General features: G+C 40.8%; 19 protein-coding genes. 9 read left to right on the forward strand and 10 right to left on the reverse strand.

Going from position 1 to position 17,530, the window contains the following annotated elements; all coding sequences use genetic code 11:
• Window positions 1-1,902, reverse strand: a complete 1,902-nt coding sequence (locus EII37_RS04190) for an ABC-F family ATP-binding cassette domain-containing protein (RefSeq protein WP_124787684.1) — start codon at window positions 1,900-1,902, stop codon at window positions 1-3.
• Window positions 1,903-2,055: 153 nt separating this feature from the next.
• On the opposite strand from EII37_RS04190, the gene EII37_RS04195 reads away from it, so the two are divergent.
• Window positions 2,056-3,774: a phospho-sugar mutase gene (locus tag EII37_RS04195; protein WP_124787685.1), complete on the forward strand. Its 1,719-nt coding sequence runs from the start codon at window positions 2,056-2,058 to the stop codon at window positions 3,772-3,774.
• 110 nt (window positions 3,775-3,884) lie between these two features.
• Window positions 3,885-4,232, forward strand: coding sequence for a thioredoxin (locus EII37_RS04200; RefSeq protein ID WP_070479057.1), 348 nt, complete (start codon window positions 3,885-3,887; stop codon window positions 4,230-4,232).
• A 32-nt stretch (window positions 4,233-4,264) separates the two neighbouring features.
• Here the strand turns inward: EII37_RS04200 and EII37_RS04205 are convergent, their stop codons facing one another.
• From EII37_RS04205 to EII37_RS04245, 8 genes are all read right to left on the reverse strand, one after another.
• Window positions 4,265-5,074, reverse strand: a complete 810-nt coding sequence (locus tag EII37_RS04205; RefSeq protein WP_054384038.1) for an MBL fold metallo-hydrolase — start codon at window positions 5,072-5,074, stop codon at window positions 4,265-4,267.
• Window position 5,075: 1 nt separating this feature from the next.
• Window positions 5,076-6,425 (reverse strand): cell wall metabolism sensor histidine kinase VicK, encoded by a 1,350-nt coding sequence (gene vicK, locus EII37_RS04210; protein WP_124787686.1) that lies wholly within the window; start codon window positions 6,423-6,425, stop codon window positions 5,076-5,078.
• Window positions 6,418-7,125, reverse strand: coding sequence for a response regulator YycF (yycF, locus tag EII37_RS04215; RefSeq protein WP_033681745.1), 708 nt, complete (start codon window positions 7,123-7,125; stop codon window positions 6,418-6,420). Before yycF ends, vicK begins: the two co-directional genes overlap by 8 nt.
• Before the next feature lie 54 nt (window positions 7,126-7,179).
• On the reverse strand, window positions 7,180-8,355 hold the full coding sequence (gene mutY / locus EII37_RS04220; RefSeq protein ID WP_124787687.1) for an A/G-specific adenine glycosylase: 1,176 nt from the start codon (window positions 8,353-8,355) through the stop codon (window positions 7,180-7,182).
• 188 nt (window positions 8,356-8,543) lie between these two features.
• Window positions 8,544-9,518 (reverse strand): phosphate acetyltransferase, encoded by a 975-nt coding sequence (gene pta / locus EII37_RS04230; protein WP_000451571.1) that lies wholly within the window; start codon window positions 9,516-9,518, stop codon window positions 8,544-8,546.
• A gap of 43 nt (window positions 9,519-9,561) precedes the next feature.
• A complete protein-coding gene (locus tag EII37_RS04235) occupies window positions 9,562-10,458 on the reverse strand; it encodes an RluA family pseudouridine synthase (protein ID WP_124787688.1) in 897 nt (298 codons plus the stop codon).
• On the reverse strand, window positions 10,455-11,273 hold the full coding sequence (locus EII37_RS04240) for an NAD kinase (protein WP_033681742.1): 819 nt from the start codon (window positions 11,271-11,273) through the stop codon (window positions 10,455-10,457). Before EII37_RS04240 ends, EII37_RS04235 begins: the two co-directional genes overlap by 4 nt.
• Complete coding sequence (locus tag EII37_RS04245) at window positions 11,257-11,928, reverse strand: GTP pyrophosphokinase family protein (RefSeq protein ID WP_033687049.1); 672 nt, start codon at window positions 11,926-11,928, stop codon at window positions 11,257-11,259. Before EII37_RS04245 ends, EII37_RS04240 begins: the two co-directional genes overlap by 17 nt.
• A 128-nt stretch (window positions 11,929-12,056) precedes the next feature.
• Between EII37_RS04245 and EII37_RS04250 the strand changes: the two genes are divergently transcribed.
• From EII37_RS04250 to EII37_RS04280, 7 genes are all read left to right on the forward strand, one after another.
• A complete protein-coding gene (locus tag EII37_RS04250; protein ID WP_124787689.1) occupies window positions 12,057-12,626 on the forward strand; it encodes a CYTH domain-containing protein in 570 nt (189 codons plus the stop codon).
• A gap of 112 nt (window positions 12,627-12,738) precedes the next feature.
• Complete coding sequence (locus tag EII37_RS04255) at window positions 12,739-13,698, forward strand: ribose-phosphate diphosphokinase (RefSeq protein ID WP_102211581.1); 960 nt, start codon at window positions 12,739-12,741, stop codon at window positions 13,696-13,698.
• A 9-nt stretch (window positions 13,699-13,707) separates the two neighbouring features.
• The gene (locus EII37_RS04260; protein ID WP_124787690.1) at window positions 13,708-14,823 is read left to right on the forward strand and encodes a cysteine desulfurase family protein; all 1,116 of its coding nucleotides are present in this window, start codon (window positions 13,708-13,710) and stop codon (window positions 14,821-14,823) included.
• A gap of 4 nt (window positions 14,824-14,827) precedes the next feature.
• The gene (locus EII37_RS04265; protein WP_000863540.1) at window positions 14,828-15,175 is read left to right on the forward strand and encodes a DUF1831 domain-containing protein; all 348 of its coding nucleotides are present in this window, start codon (window positions 14,828-14,830) and stop codon (window positions 15,173-15,175) included.
• Window positions 15,176-15,182: 7 nt separating this feature from the next.
• Window positions 15,183-15,398, forward strand: coding sequence for a DUF4649 family protein (locus EII37_RS04270; protein ID WP_185695950.1), 216 nt, complete (start codon window positions 15,183-15,185; stop codon window positions 15,396-15,398).
• Window positions 15,399-15,480: 82 nt separating this feature from the next.
• Window positions 15,481-16,122: a redox-sensing transcriptional repressor Rex gene (locus EII37_RS04275; RefSeq protein WP_042900738.1), complete on the forward strand. Its 642-nt coding sequence runs from the start codon at window positions 15,481-15,483 to the stop codon at window positions 16,120-16,122.
• A 17-nt stretch (window positions 16,123-16,139) separates the two neighbouring features.
• Window positions 16,140-16,829 (forward strand): gamma-glutamyl-gamma-aminobutyrate hydrolase family protein, encoded by a 690-nt coding sequence (locus EII37_RS04280; RefSeq protein ID WP_084927311.1) that lies wholly within the window; start codon window positions 16,140-16,142, stop codon window positions 16,827-16,829.
• Here EII37_RS04280 and radC read toward each other — a convergent pair.
• Window positions 16,826-17,506, reverse strand: coding sequence for a DNA repair protein RadC (gene radC / locus EII37_RS04285; RefSeq protein ID WP_000286928.1), 681 nt, complete (start codon window positions 17,504-17,506; stop codon window positions 16,826-16,828). The two genes, EII37_RS04280 and radC, sit on opposite strands and share 4 nt — an antisense overlap.
• Window positions 17,507-17,530 lie beyond the last annotated feature (24 nt).

Raw genomic sequence — 17,530 nt, forward strand, 5'->3', positions numbered from 1 at the left:
TTACACCTGCTCTGATAATTCTTCCCATTCAAGCATAGCTTCTTCCTGACGATGGCTGATTTTGTCCAGCTCAGCCTGTAATTCCATGAGTTTACCTGCTTCGTTGGTTTCCAACATTTGTTCAGAAATGGCTTGGCTTTGACTTTCTAGTTCTTCAATTTCAGCTTCTAGAGTTTCGATTTGTCGCATGAGTTTGCGAACTTCTTTTTGACTTTCTTTCTGAGCCTGATAGTCATTGACTGGACTTGCTTCCTTTGCTTGATTGCTAGTTGAAGCTTCCTCAGTCTGACTCATTTCTACTTCTGCTTTCTTCTCGACATAGTAGTCGTAATCACCCAAGTAAAGAGTCGAGCCATTCTCAGACAATTCCAATACATGAGTTGCCACACGATTGATAAAGTAACGGTCGTGGCTGACAAAAAGCAAGGTTCCATCAAAGTCAATCAAGGCATTTTCTAGCACTTCCTTGCTATCAATATCCAAGTGGTTGGTTGGCTCATCCAGAATCAAGAAGTTATTGTTTTCCATAGACAATTTAGCTAAAAGCAAACGAGCTTTTTCGCCACCTGACAGCATACCGACTGATTTTTTAACATCATCTCCTGAGAAAAGGAAGGCACCTAGACGGTTGCGGATTTCAACTTCTGGTGTCAGTTTAAAATCATTCCAGAGTTCATCCAATACAGTATTACTTGGTGTCAGCTTGCTTTGGCTTTGGTCATAGTAACCAACCTCAACATTAGCCCCAAAGCGCTTTTCACCCTTGATAAAAGGAATCTGATCCACGATTGATTTGATAAAGGTTGACTTGCCAATACCATTGGGACCAACGATGGCAATAGCATTCATCTTACGAAGGTCTAGGTTAATAGGCTCTGACAATACTTCCCCATCATAGCCAATAGCCGCATTTTCAACAGTCAGAACAACATTACCCGAGGTTTTCTCAGACTGGAAGGTCATATTGGCTGATTTCTTACCAGCTTCAGGCTTGTCTAAGCGGTTCATTTTTTCTAGTTGTTTACGACGAGATTGGGCACGTTTGGTCGTTGAAGCTCGGACTAGATTGCGATTGACAAAGTCTTCCAGAGCAGCAATTTCCTTCTGTTGCTTTTCATAGTTTTTTGCCTCAGTTGCTAGTTTTTGCTCCTTCAACTCGACAAAACGAGAGTAATTGCCCACATAACGATCCAAGGAATGCTTGGTCAAATCTAGCGTAATTGTCGCAACCTTGTCTAAGAAATAACGGTCGTGGCTGACAATAATGAGAGCACCGCTATAATTTATCAAGTAATGCTCTAGCCAAGCAATAGTTTCAATATCCAAGTGGTTGGTTGGCTCGTCCAAGACCAAGAGATTAGGTTTTTCAAGGAGCATTTTGGCTAGAGCCAAGCGAGTATTTTGACCACCAGAAAGATCTGCAATTTTCATCTGCCACATAGATTCGTCAAACTTGAATCCATTCAAAATCGCTCGAATATCAGCTTCATAGGTAAAGCCACCTGCCTGACGAAAATTCTCAGATAAGCGGTCGTAATCTGACATCAGCTTATCCAAATCCTCACCAGACTTTTCACCCATCTCCAACTCCATCTGACGAAGTTGTTTCTCCGTTCGACGCAAGTCATCAAAGACATGAAGCATCTCGTCGTAGATGGTATTTTCAGACTCAAAACGGCTATCTTGGGCTAGGTAAGACAGAGAAATATCTTTTTTCTTATTGATTTCTCCACTAGTTGGCTCCTCTTCTCCAACCAAAATCTTCAAAAGAGTAGACTTACCTGCACCATTTTTCCCAACAAGGGCAATCCGATCTCGTTCATCAACCTGCAGGTTGATATTATCAAAAAGAACCTCTCCTGCAAAAGAACGTTCAATTTTATTAGCTTGTAAAATAATCATACAAACAGTATAGCATGTTTCCCTAAGGCATTCAAGACTTGATAAACCAGCATATAACACCACTTTTATGAAATTTATGCTGCCGTTTTACTAAAATGCTAAAAAGTGCTATAATGTGAACGGTTAAAACAATTTACAAAAAGGAGAATGTTAATGTCTTACCAAGAAAATTACCAGAAATGGGTTGATTTTGCGGAGCTTCCTGACTACCTTCGTCAAGATTTGGAAAATATGGATGAAAAAACGAAGGAAGATGCCTTCTATACAAACCTTGAATTTGGTACTGCAGGTATGCGTGGCTTGATTGGTGCTGGGACAAACCGTATCAACATCTACGTTGTTCGCCAAGCTACTGAAGGATTGGCTCGTTTGATCGAGTCAAAAGGTGGAAATGAAAAAGAACGTGGTGTGGCAATTGCCTACGATAGCCGTCACTTCTCACCTGAGTTTGCCTTTGAGTCTGCGGCAGTTCTTGCTAAACACGGCATCAAATCTTACGTATTTGAAAGCCTCCGTCCAACTCCAGAACTATCATTTGCAGTTCGTCATCTCAACTGTTTCGCAGGTATCATGGTCACAGCCAGCCACAATCCTGCTCCATTTAACGGTTACAAGGTTTACGGTGAAGACGGTGGACAAATGCCTCCACACGACGCGGACGCTTTGACTACTTATATCCGTGCAATCGAAAATCCATTTGCAGTTGAAGTTGCTGATGTGGAAGCTGAAAAAGCTTCTGGCTTGATTGAAGTTATCGGCGAAGCTGTCGATGTGGAATACCTCAAAGAAGTCAAGGACGTTAACATCAACCCATCCTTGATTGAAGAATTTGGTAAAGACATGAAGATTGTCTATACACCACTTCATGGTACTGGTGAAATGTTAGCTCGTCGTGCCCTTGCCCAAGCAGGATTTGATTCTGTTCAAGTCGTTGAAGCGCAAGCAACTGCCGACCCAGACTTCTCAACTGTAAAATCTCCAAACCCAGAAAGCCAAGCAGCCTTTGCTCTTGCTGAAGAACTTGGTCGTCAAGTTGGTGCAGATGTTCTTGTGGCAACTGACCCTGACGCTGACCGTGTTGGTGTTGAAGTTCTTCAAAAAGATGGTAGCTACCTTAACCTATCAGGTAACCAAATCGGTGCTATCATGGCTAAATACATCTTGGAAGCCCATAAAAATGCTGGAACTCTTCCTGAAAATGCAGCCCTTTGCAAATCTATCGTATCAACTGACTTGGTAACGAAGATTGCTGAAAGCTACGGCGCAACTATGTTCAATGTTTTGACAGGTTTCAAATTTATCGCTGAAAAAATCCAAGAGTTCGAAGAAAAACACAATCACACATACATGATGGGATTTGAAGAAAGCTTCGGTTACTTGATTAAACCATTCGTACGTGATAAAGATGCTATCCAAGCCGTTCTAGTCGTTGCTGAACTTGCTGCCTACTACCGTTCACGTGGTTTGACCCTTGCTGACGGTATCGAAGAAATCTATAAAGAATATGGCTACTACGCAGAAAAGACTATCTCTGTTACCCTTTCTGGCGTCGATGGTGCAGAACAAATCAAAGCGATTATGGCTAAATTCCGCAATAATGCTCCAAAAGAATGGAACGCAACAGCTATCACTGTCGTAGAAGACTTTAAAGCTCAAACTGCTACTGCTGCTGACGGTACTGTTACAAACTTGACAACTCCTCCAAGTGATGTGTTGAAATACACACTTGCTGATGGATCATGGATTGCTGTTCGCCCTTCAGGTACAGAACCAAAAATCAAGTTCTACATTGCAGTTGTAGGTGAAACTAACGAAGAATCACAAGCTAAGATTGCTAATATCGAAGCAGAAATCAATGCTTTTGTAAAATAAAGCCCTATAAAAGATGAGACCAACCAATTTCATCTTTTTTCGTATCAAATCTAAGCAATTTTAGAAACTTTATGGCATACTAGACATATCAATGAAAGCGAGGTAATCTCATGGAACAATTTTTAGATAACATCAAAGACCTTGAAGTCACTACAGTTGCGCGTGCGCAAGAAGCTCTTGATAAAAAAGAAACTGCAACCTTCTTTATCGGTCGCAAAACTTGCCCTTACTGCCGTAAATTTGCTGGTACCTTGGCAGGTGTCGTAGCTGAAACTAAAGCTCACATCTACTTCATCAATAGTGAAGAACCAAGCCAACTCAATGAGTTACAAGCATTCCGCTCACGCTATGGTATCCCAACTGTACCAGGTTTTGTTCACATTTCAGATGGACAAATCAATGTCCGTTGCGACTCTTCAATGTCAGCACAAGAAATCAAAGAATTTGCAGGATTGTAAAATATATTAAAAAGAAGGCACTCGCCTTCTTTTTATATATCTGTCAATGGTGTTGCGGTATCTGGTGAGGTATCATAAACCTTAAAGTCTACTCCTACACCTAAATCAGCTTGGGCTAGCTGGTTGACCATGGTCATGTGAGCCAGCTCCTTGATATTGTTTTCCTTAGACAAGTGACCAAGATAGATTTTCTTAGTGCGATTTCCTAGGGTCCGAATCATAGCTTCAGCACCGTCCTCGTTAGAAAGGTGACCCAGATCCGATAGGATTCGTTGTTTGAGTCGCCAAGCGTAAGAGCCAGCTCGCAAAATCTCTACATCATGATTGGACTCGATAAGATAACCATCTGCATTTTCGACAATCCCTGCCATACGGTCACTAACATAGCCTGTATCTGTCAAAAGGACAAAACTCTTATCATCCTTCATAAAGCGATAGAACTGCGGTGCGACTGCATCATGGCTAACACCAAAACTCTCGATGTCTATATCTCCAAAGGTTTTGGTTTTACCCATCTCAAAGATATGCTTTTGCGAAGAATCCACCTTGCCAAGATACTTACTATTTTCCATAGCCTGCCAGGTCTTTTCATTGGCATACAAATCCATACCATACTTGCGAGCCAAAACTCCCACTCCGTGGATATGGTCTGAATGCTCATGTGTAATCAAGATGGCATCCAAATCTTCTGGCTTACGATTAATTTCAGCAAGTAAGCTGGTGATTTTCTTACCAGACAAGCCTGCATCTACTAAAAGCTTCTTTTTTGGGGTTTCCAGATAAAAGGAATTTCCACTGGAACCCGACGCTAAAATACTGTATTTAAAGCCTATTTCACTCATTCTATTCTTCTATTTCGTCCTCCCAGACTTCTTCTTTCACTGCATCCTTATCATAAGGGAGCACAATGGTAAAGGTTGATCCCTTACCATATTCACTCTTGGCCCAAATAAAGCCCTTATGTTGTTTGATAATCTCTTTAGCGATAGCTAGTCCTAAACCAGTACCACCTTGGGCACGACTTCTAGCACGATCCACACGATAAAAACGGTCAAAGATAAGTGGCAAATCTTGTTTAGGAATACCCAATCCTTGGTCTGAAATGGATAAAATCATCTGATCATCAGTTGTCTTCATGGTCACTGTGATTTTCCCACCATCTGGAGAATATTTAATGGCATTGTTGAGAATATTATCAATCACCTGTGTCATCTTGTCTGTATCAATTTCAATCCAGACTGAGGTAATTGGATAATCTCTCACCAGTTCATATTTCTTCTCTTCATCCTGCCCTCTTATCTGATCAAAACGGTTGAGGATAAAGGTAATAAAGGCAGTGAAATTGATCAATTCCACATCTAGGTGACTGGTTGCATTATCAATCCGTGAAAGATGGAGGAGATCCGTCACCATCCTCATCATACGGTTGGTTTCATCTAGAGACACCTTGATAAAGTCTGGTGCGACAGGTTCTGACAAGGCCCCCTCATCCAAGGCTTCAAGATAGGATTTCACACTAGTTAGAGGAGTACGTAGTTCATGACTAACGTTCGAAACAAAGAGTCTCCGTTCGCGCTCCTCCTTCTCCTGCTCTGTCGTATCGTGTAAAACAGCAACTAAACCTGAGATAAAACCAGACTCACGACGGACCAAGGCGAAGCGTACACGAAGGCTCAGATATTCACCATTGGCATCCTGAGAATCAATCATAAGCTCAGGAACTTGGGTAATCAAATCACGAAGTTCATACTCATCTTCAATCTTAAGCAATTCTAGAATACTTTTATTAAGAATCTCTTCCTTCTGAACGCCTAGCTGTTTCTTAGCCATGTCATTAATCATAGTAATCTTGCCACGACGATTGGTCGCAAGGACTCCGTCTGTCATGTAAGAGAGGATACTGTGCAATCGTTTACTCTCTTGTTCCAGATTTTCTTGAGTCAAGCGGATTACTTCTGATAAATCATTGAGATTATTGGTAATATTAGTGATTTCAGAGCTTCCCTGCATATCCAATACCTGAGAATAATCTCCTGCAATCAGGTCTTTAACTTTTTGGTTAATTTGCTTCAACCGAATATTATCTCGACGATTTTCTAGTAAGAGCAAGGTCACCACTAAAATAAAGCCAAGTAAAATGAGGATAAAGATAAAATCACTGGTTAAAACTGTATCTTTAATTAGTTTAATCATTATTTCTCATATAATAACCAACACCGCGACGTGTTAGAATATACTCAGGACGACTTGGTGTGTCTTCAATCTTCTCACGCAAACGTCTGATAGTTACGTCAACAGTCCGAACATCTCCGAAATAATCATAACCCCAGACCGTTTCAAGCAAGTGTTCACGCGTAATCACTTGACCGATATGAGAGGCCAAGTGGTACAAGAGTTCAAATTCGCGGTGGGTTAAGTCTAGTTCTTCACCGTATTTCTTAGCCACATAGGCATCTGGCACAATCTCCAAGTCCCCAATTTGCAAGGGCTGGGTTTTCTTTTCATCTGATTCTTGATTATCTACAGAAGCCAAGTCCGTGCGACGGAGAAGAGCTTTGACACGCGCCTGCAACTCACGATTTGAGAAGGGTTTTGTCACATAGTCATCTGCTCCAAGCTCTAAACCGATAACCTTATCAAATTCGCTATCTTTAGCAGAAAGCATGATAATAGGCACACTACTAGTCTTACGAATTGTCTTAGCAACTTCTAAACCATCAATTTCTGGAAGCATCAAATCCAGAATAATAATATCTGGTTGCTCTGCTTCAAATTGTTCTAGCGCTTCACGACCATTAAAAGCAGTTACAACTTCGTAACCTTCCTTGGTCATATTAAACTTGATAATATCCGAGATTGGTTTTTCATCATCTACAATTAATATTTTTTTCATTTGTTCACCTTTTTCTCTACTATTATATCAAAAAATAACAAGAAGACACAATAGCTAGTCTTTGCTACTGTCTAAGTTGGCTTTTGCATAAGCCTGCCAGATTTTTTGTTGGGGTTTAGCAAGTGGAACATCCTTGAATTCTTCTGGTGAAAGCCAGCGAACTTCCCTATCTGAAAAATCATGGAAATCACTTACCTGACCTGCTACAATCTGTACATGCCACTTACGATGGCTAAAAACATGATTGACAGTCTCAAAATAAACATCAAGCCAGTCAACATCTAGGTCATAGTCCTGCTGAAAACTCTCTTCTGGACTGGGACCAAAGTTCACATTTTCTTCTGCAACCTGATGAAAGAGGTCAAACTGCTCTTCTTGCGAAAAGTTATCAACTTCTATCAAGGGGAAATGCCAAAAGCCTGCCAATAGCTTTTCGCTTTCATTTTTTTCAAGTAAAAATTGTCCCTGAGTATTTTTGACCACCAAGGCTGTAAGGTAAATAGGAATCGGCTTTTTCTTGGGAGCCTTGATTGGATAACGGTCCATTGTGCCATTCTGATATGCCGCACTAAAGTCCTTAACTGGGCTTTCTTCTGGTCTGGGATTTACAGGCGCCTCAATATTAGATCCTAAGTCCATCAAGGCTTGATTAAAGTCACCTGGCCGTTCTGGGTCAATCAGGATTTCCATCATTGCCTGAAAAATTTTTCGATTACTTGGAATCCCAATATCGTGGTTGACTTCAAATAGACGGGCCAAAACTCGCATGACATTACCATCTACAGCTGGCTCAGGCAAGTTAAAAGCAATACTGGAAATGGCTCCTGCTGTGTAAGGACCAATCCCTTTCAAGCTAGAAATTCCTTCATAGGTATTTGGAAATTGACCACCAAAGTCAGTCATAATCTGCTGGGCAGCAGCCTGCATATTGCGAACTCGAGAATAATAACCCAAACCTTCCCAAGCCTTCAGTAAACGCTCTTCAGGCGCAGTTGCCAAACTTTCCACTGTCGGAAACAAGTCCAAGAATCGTTCGTAGTAAGGAATAACCGTATCCACCCTAGTCTGCTGAAGCATGATTTCAGATACCCAGATGTGATAAGGATTTTTACTTCTCCTCCAAGGTAAATCTCTTTTGTTTTCATCATACCAGGCGAGAAGTTTCTCACGGAAAGAAACAATCTTCTCCTCCGGCCACATGACGATACCGTATTCTTTCAAATCTAACATATCTCTAGTATAACACAGAAGGTTCTAACTGTCCTTTTCCTAGTATTAATACTCTTCGAAAATCAAATTCAAACCACGTCAACGTCGCCTTGCCGTACTCAAGTACAGCCTGCGGCTAGTTTCCTAGTTTGCTCTTTGATTTTCATTGAGTATAAAAAGCCTCTTCCCAAGGGAAAGAGGACTAAATCTTATTGATGAACAGCTTGGGCTGCTGTGATAAGGGTCAGCTTGTACACATCATCCGCATTACATCCACGAGAAAGGTCGTTAACTGGCTTGTTCAAACCTTGCAAAACAGGTCCAACAGCTGCAAAACCGCCAAGACGTTCTGCCATCTTGTAACCGATATTTCCTGCCTCGATACCTGGGAAGATGAAGACATTTGCTTGACCAGCTACTGTACTTCCAGGAGCTTTCAGAGCTGCAGTTTCTGGAACGAAGGCTGCATCAAATTGCAATTCCCCATCGATTTCAAGGTCAGGACGCAAGTCGTGAGCAATTTTAGTTGCCTCAACAACCTTATCAACGCTTTCTCCAAATCCTGAACCTTTAGTAGAATAGCTTAGCATAGCAATTTTAGGCTCGATTCCAAACATCTTAGCTGTAATTGCTGAGTTGATGGCAATTTCAGCCAAAGCTTCCGCGTCTGGATTGATATTGATGGCACAGTCCCCAAAGAGGTAACGCTCCGTACCACGAACCATGAGGAAGGCACCTGAAGTACGAGTTACATTTGGACGAGTTTTAATGATTTGCAGGGCTGGACGTACTGTTGAAGCTGTTGAGTGAATAGCTCCAGACACCATTCCATCAACCAAGCCCAAGTAAACCAACATAACACCAAAATAGTTGACATCTTCAACCAAAACCTTGCGTGCATCTTCTTCAGACATTTTGCCCTTGCGACGTTCTACCAAGGCAGCAACCATTTCTTCAAATTTATCGTAGTGTTGAGGATCAATGACTTCATAACCGTCCTCGATACCTTCGATTTCAAGATAAATTTTAATTTTTTCAGGATTTCCAAGCAAAACAGGAATCACTTCTGTTTCTTTTACCAGGCGTTTAGTCGCTTGAAGAATACGAGGTTCTTCCCCTTCAGGGAGAACGATACGAGCATTTTTACCAACTAAGTTGGCTTTGAGACTTTCAAAAACTTCCATGAGTTTTCTCCTTTAAGATAATAATTATACTCTGAAACAATTTTTATAGAGTATTAGTTGATAACTGGGTAATAAGGTTACTGAAATCATCCGGCAAGGGACTTTCTAACTGCAAGTCTTGCTCTAGAAAAGGATGATAAAAGGATAGGTAATGGCAATGTAGGGCTTGGCGCTGAATTCCATCATCTAGACTACCACCGTACAAGTCATCTCCCAACAAAGGAAAACCAATATGAGAAAAGTGGACTCGGATTTGGTGGGTTCGCCCAGTGTGCAGGCGAATATCGACCAAGTGAATATTTCCATAAGAAGCTACAATCTTGTAAGAAGTATGAGCATACTTTCCACCTTTAGCTACACGTCTGGTAATAATGGAGTCTTCATCACGCGCAATCGGGGCAATAATTTCCCCCTCTGACTCCAAGTATCCTTCACCTTTAACCAAAGCAAAGTAGCGTTTCTCGATAGATTTTTTCTGCAACTGCTTGTCTAGTCGTGCATGGGCATAGCCGTGCTTGGCAAAGAGCATCAAGCCAGAAGTGTCCCTATCGAGCCTAGTCACAATGTGAACCTGCTGATTTTCATAGTTTTGCTTGACATAGTAACCCTTAATAAAATTGGCAATGGTATTGGAGTGATTGACACTAGGAATAGAAGCAACTCCATAGGGTTTATTCAAGACTAGAAAATGGTCATCCTCATAGAGAATGTCTAATGGTCTCTCGATAGCTTCTAGAGTTTCAAAGCCTTCCTCAGCGGGAATATCAATGGTAACGCGGTCTCCAATATCCAATAGATAGGTTGCATTTTGCGGTTGGTCATTGACCAGTATAGCTCCGCCTCGAAACTTAATCTTAGCCAGCAGCCCCTTAGAAACCTCATGCTTTTTTAAGAAGGTCTTAACCTTGACATGCTCATCTGCGATAAATTCAAACCTCATTCGTCCACCTCGCCGATAAATGCATCCTTAACACGATTCCAAAAACTGGTATGGCTAGGTGATGCTACAAAGTGAATCTTATGATGGTCGATTTGATACTCAATTCGCTCAATATTGCGGAAAGAATAAACGCTATTGTCAACAGAAATGGTATGGTAATCGTTTCTCGTTGGAATGAGTTCAATCTTATCCTTTTTAGGAACAATAATGGACGAACCCAGCGTTCGATAAACACGATTGTTAAGGCTTGCAATTTCCGTTAATTGCAAAGCTTCAATGGTTGGGTGTAAAACAGCTCCACCAAGCGACTTGTTATAGGCTGTACTACCAGTCGGTGTCGAAACTGTTAGCCCATCTCCACGAAAACGTTCAAAGTGAACACCATTAATCACAACGTCCGCCACCATGGTTCGATCAGACCTGCGGATACTGGCTTCATTTAGTGCTCTAAAAATCTTCACTTCACCATTTTCAAGAAAGACCTTCACATTTAGAACAGGGTATGATACCTTTGCACCAGTATCTAGCTGCAAATTAGTCACTAGCTTATCCAACTCAAAATCACGGTAGTCCGTATAGAAGCCCAAATGTCCAGTGTGAACACCAATGAAGCGGACCTTGTCAAGCTGGTTTTCGTACTTATGAAAGGCCGACAAGAGCATACCATCCCCACCAATGGAGATGACAATGTCCGGATTGGTATCATTGAGTATAAACTGGTTTCTCTTCAAACGATCTCGCAATTCATACAAAACCCTTTGACTTTGCGGTTTTCTATTAGCTATCAGGTCAATTCGTTTACCTGTATTCTTCATCTGTATCGTCACTGTTTCCTACACCGTCATTTAATTTTCTACTCAAAGGATCAAAAAGAGCCTGGGCTTCCTGGATATCATCTCGAATTTTACCCATTTCTTCATCCAACTGATGGGCAATTTTGGCAGTAATTTCCAGTCTCTTTTTAATTTCCTCTGGGAAATCCCCTTGGTACTTGTAGTTGAGAGAATGTTCTATCGTTGCCCAGAAATTCATGGCCAAAGTACGAATTTGAATTTCCGCCAAAATGGTCTTGGCTCCATTGATGGTGTCAACCATATATTCTACTACCACATGATAGGAACGGTAGCCTGAAGCCTTTCGATGAGTAATGTAATCTCGCTCTTGTACAATCCGCATATCCTGACGCTTGCGCAAAATAGCCACAACTTCTTGGACATCATCTACAAACTGGACCATCACACGCAAACCAGCAATATCCTGTAAATCGTGTTCCAAGGTCGCATAAGTAATACCACGTCGAGCCATTTTTTCCTTGATACTTTCAATTGGCTTGACTCGACCAGTCACAAACTCAATCGGAGAATGCTTATTTTGCTTACGATATTGCTTACGAATACCACGTAGTTTAATCTTTAACTCACCAACAGCTTGAATGTAAGGATCTAGAAATTCTTCCCATTCTAAGGTCATATATTCTCCCTTATTCTCATATTATCCTTCAAAAATATCTTTGATTTTTTCTCCAGATTCATATACAATAAATACAATGCTTATTATACCATAAATCCGCTTTCAACGATAAAGAAAAGGTAAGAAAAATGAAACATTTAGAAATTGAATTGAAAACACTATTGAAAAAAGATGAATACGATCGTCTAAAAGACCAGTTCACAGGCGTCACTCCTGTTCTTCAAAAAAATTACTACATCGACACACCTGATTTTGAACTGCGAGAAAAAAAAGTTGCTATGCGCATTCGAACCTTTGAAGACTGGGCAGAATTGACACTCAAAGTCCCACAAAGTGTTGGAAACATGGAATACAACCAAAAATTGCAACTAAAAGATGCTGAGAACTATCTGAGCAAGGAAGAACTACCTCAGGGGCTGGTTTTTGATGAATTGGCTAAACATGGTATCCAAAGTAAGAAATGGCAGGTGCTTGGTTGTCTCACAACACTTCGCTATGAAATGAAGACAGCTATTGGTCTCATGGCGCTGGATGAGAGTCAATACTTTGATAGGATAGATTACGAATTGGAGCTTGAAGTGGAAAATCACGAGCAAGGCAAACAGGATTTCCAACAATTTTTAGAGAAAAATCAGATTTCCTACCAAAAAGCCCCTTCAAAATTGGTTCGATTTGTCAAAAGCATGAAAAATAGCTGAAATAATCTCTATTTTTTGGTAAAATAGAAAAGATAAAAATACACAAATCCCAGTTCATATAGGTAAGACAGATATAACTAGGATTTATAAAGTTTACAGAGGACGGTCTATAATGTCAGATAGAAAAAATATGAAACTTTTCGCACTCAACTCTAACCAAGAGATTGCGCAAAAAATTGCGGATGCTGTCGGTATTCCACTTGGAAAACTATCATCTCGTCAATTTTCTGATGGAGAGATCCAAGTTAATATCGAAGAGAGTGTCCGTGGTTACGATGTTTACATCATCCAATCTACAAGTTTCCCTGTTAACAATCACCTAATGGAATTGTTAATTATGGTTGATGCTTGTGTGCGTGCAAGTGCCCACAGTATCAACGTTGTACTTCCATATTTTGGCTATGCACGCCAAGATAGAATTGCATCATCTAGAGAACCACTAACAGCTAAACTAGTTGCTAACATGCTAGTTAAAGCTGGTGTAGATCGCGTCCTTACCCTCGACTTACATGCAGTTCAAGTACAAGGTTTCTTTGATATTCCTGTAGATAATCTTTACACTGTTCCTCTCTTTGCTAAACACTACTGTGATAAAGGATTAAGAGGTTCCGATGTTGTTGTCGTTAGCCCTAAAAATTCAGGGGTAAAACGTGCTCGTAGCCTAGCTGAATATCTTGATGCTCCTATCGCCATTATCGACTACCCTCAAGACGATGCAACTCGCAACGAAGGCTATATCATCGGTGATGTTGAAGGTAAAAAAGCCATCTTGATTGATGACATTTTAAATACAGGACGTACCTTCTCTGAAGCAGCTAAAATCGTTGAACATGAAGGGGCTACAGAAATTTATGCTGTTTCTAGCCACGGTCTCTTCGTTGAAGGTGCTGCTGAACTTCTTGACAATACTAAGATTAAAGAAATTCTTGTGACTGATTCAGTAGCAACAAAAGAAAAAACTCCTAAAAACGTATGCTACATCACTGCTAGTGAGTTAATTGGTGATGCCATCGTCCGTATCCACGAAAGAAAACCAGTCAGCCCACTCTTTGCCTACAACAAAAAGAAATAAGGTGATTCTTTGATTTATTTGGACAATGCTGCAACGACTCCCATGTCAGCAGTTGCTATTTCAGCTATGACCGAGGTTATGCAAGAAACCTATGGAAATCCTTCTAGTATTCATGGACATGGACGTCAAGCTGGCAAACTCTTGCGAGAAGCCCGTCAGGAACTAGCTCAGTTACTGGGGACAAAACCTCAACATATCTTTTTCACTTCTGGTGGGACTGAAGGCAACAATACTGCCATCATTGGCTACTGCCTTCGTCACCAAGAACAAGGAAAACATATCATCACAACTGCTATTGAGCACCATGCTGTCCTTGAAACGATTGATTACTTGGTTCAGCACTTTGGTTTTGAAGCAACCATTATCCAGCCAGAAAATCAAGAAATCACTGCCCAGCAAATTCAAGAGGCCTTACGTGACGATACGATTTTGGTTTCTACCATGTTTGCCAATAATGAGACAGGAAACCTACTGCCCATTGCTGAAATTGGCCAAATACTTAAGCAACACCCTGCTGCCTATCATGTCGATGCAGTTCAGGCTATTGGAAAAATCCCTATTCATCCAGAAGAATTGGGCATTGATTTTCTCACTGCTTCTGCCCATAAATTCCATGGTCCTAAGGGAATCGGCTTTCTCTACACATCTAGCATGGACTTTGATTCCTATATCCATGGCGGAGACCAAGAACAGAAAAAACGTGCAGGAACTGAAAATCTAGCTGCCATCGTAGGCATGGTTTCAGCCCTAAAAGAAAATTTAGAAAAGCAAGAAGAACATTTTCAACATGTACAAATTCTAGAAACTGTCTTTTTGGCAGAGCTAGAGGGAATTCAGTATTACTTGAATAGAGGACAACACCATCTCCCTTATGTTCTCAATATTGGATTTCCTGGTCAGAAAAACGACCTCTTACTCCTTCGTCTAGATTTAGCTGGAATTTCTATCTCTACTGGCTCAGCCTGTACTGCAGGTATTGTCCAATCCAGCCATGTTCTTGAAGCTATGTACGGAGCAAATTCAGAACGCTTGAAGGAATCCGTTCGTATCAGTCTCTCGTCACAAAATACTATTGAAGATCTACAAACCCTCGCAAAAACCTTAAAAGAAATTATTGGAGGTTAGCCATATGGCATTTGAAAAAACCATTCAGTTAAAAAATTGTCGTTACGACTACACTCTTAGCCCTTCTGTTAAAAAATTCACCCTCAAAGACAACACTTTTTTTGAGACAAAGGTTGGTAACTATGAACTGACTCGTCTTTTGGAAAAAGTGCCAAACAGCGGTGAAGGCTTCCAACTCAAAATCATCATTAACAAGGAACTTACAGGGGCTAAAATCAATATCACTGACAAGTTTGGCCTTCGTCTAGTTGATATTTTCAAATCAGAAGACCACCACATTCATCAGGAAAAATTCTACTTCCTCATGGATAGCTTGGTAGAACGTGGTGTCTTTACAAAATCAGAAAGATAAAGCCAAGATGTTTGAACTGACCTATAAGGATAGCTACCAGGTAGAGCGTACACTCAAGTATGAGGATTATGAAGCTCTCATGCTGGCTTTGTCAGGATGTGTGACCCTACCAGATACACTTTATGTGACTTCTTTGACTTTTGAGGGACAGGAAGTTTACCAAGGACTGGTCGGAGAACTCTACCGTTTTCTATCACAAACAGAATTGTTACATCAAAACTAAGATTTTTCTTAGTTTTTTATTATTTTTGTTGATTTTTTCACAATGTTTCTATAAAATAGAAGAATAGAAAGGTTGTGATTTTGTGAAAGATAAACAGTCTGCTATTCCAAAAGCTACAGCGAAAAGACTCTCTCTCTACTATCGAATTTTTAAGAGATTTCATGCAGAAAAGATTGAACGTGCCAACTCTAAGCAAATTGCAGAGGCTATCGGTATTGATTCAGCGACAGTTCGTCGTGATTTTTCCTACTTTGGTGAACTAGGTCGTCGTGGTTTTGGCTATGATGTCAAAAAACTGATGACGTTTTTTGCCGATTTGCTCAATGATAACTCGATCACCAATGTTATGCTGGTAGGTATTGGAAATATGGGCCATGCCCTTCTCCACTACCGATTCCACGAGCGTAACAAGATGAAGATTATCATGGCCTTTGATCTAGATGACCACCCTGAGGTCGGGACCCAAACTCCTGATGGGATTCCCATTTACGGAATTTCTCAAATCAAGGATAAAATCAAGAATGCCGATGTCAAAACTGCGATCCTAACTGTTCCCAGCGTCAAGTCACAAGAGGTTGCCAATCTCTTGGTGGATGCTGGCGTGAAAGGAATCCTCAGTTTTTCACCAGTCCATCTGCATTTACCAAAAGACGTGGTCGTTCAGTATGTCGATTTGACAAGTGAACTCCAAACCCTCCTCTACTTCATGCGAAAAGAGGATTAGAAAGCGAAAATCATTTTATGAAAAAACCAGTTATTGGGATAACAGGAAACGAAAAAATTCATCCAGATGATGACATCATGATGAGCTACGCAACAAAAGGCTTTGTTGAAGGCGTTAAAGACGCTGGAGGGATTCCCATCATCCTACCGATTGGTGATCAAGAAATGGCTAGCCACTATATCAGTTTGATTGACAAGCTCATCTTGACAGGTGGGCAAAATGTCGATCCAAAATTCTATGGTGAACCAAAAACCATTGATAGCGATGACTACCACCTTCAAAGAGATATCTTCGAACTGGCCCTTATCAAGGAAGCTATTAAACAGAAAAAGCCTATTTTCTCCGTCTGTCGTGGGACTCAACTCTTTAACGTTGCCATGGGTGGAACTCTGTATCAAGATATCGAAGACCACTGGCAAGATTGTTCTGCTGAGTACACAACCCAACGCTTGGTGACAGAACCAGATACTGTTCTTCGAGAAATCTATGGAGAAATTTCCCATATCAACTCCTTCCACCATCAGAGTATTAAGGATTTAGCACCAAATTTAAAGATTGCGGCTCATGATCCTAAAGATGGTATCATTGAAGCTGTCATGAGTACGGATGATGTTGCCTTTCTCGGTGTCCAATGGCATCCAGAATTTCTGTTTGAAAATCGTCCCAAGGATAAAAACCTCTTTGACTATGTCGTAAATGAACTTTAAATTAAATCTGTCTTTTCACGGTAACTAAAGTAACTAGAATGTGAGACAATCAAATGGTCCAAGAGGACAATCCCCATCAGTTCGCAGGCTTCTTTAACAAGTTTAGTGACATGATCATCATTTCGGCTAGGCGCAACCGCTCCTGAAGGATGATTGTGGACCAAGATGAGAGAGGTGGCCATATGCTTGATGGCATAGTGAAGAATCTCTCGCGGTTCAGCGATACTACGAGTTGCAGAACCGATAAAAATGGTCTGTTGATGAATGATTTGATTTTGAGTATTAAGATAGAGCGCCACCAGGTGCTCTTGTTTTTTATGTCCCAATTCCTGCTGCATCTTCTTAGCTAACTTTTGACTACTGAGAATACTTTCCATCTCAAGAGTCTCATGTTTGTGAATACGATGCCCCAGTTCAATCATAGCTTGTAATTCTATAGCCTTAACACGACCGATACCAGACAGACTCTGCAATTCCTGCAGGGTCATTTTTTTCAAATCCGTTAGGCTTGAAAGATTGCTCAAGACTTTCTGGGCAATTTCAAAAACGCTAGCTTGACGTGTTCCAGTCCTAAGTAAAATAGCTAGCAACTCTTGGTTACTGAGCGCTTCTACTCCTTCTTTTGCCAGCCTTTCTCTTGGTAATAGTGAATCTTCTTGGAATGAAATACTATACATAAAAATCCTCCTCACTTTATTATT

This window comes from Streptococcus sp. OH4692_COT-348, from assembly GCF_003859975.1.
Taxonomy (GTDB): Bacteria; Bacillota; Bacilli; order Lactobacillales; family Streptococcaceae; genus Streptococcus.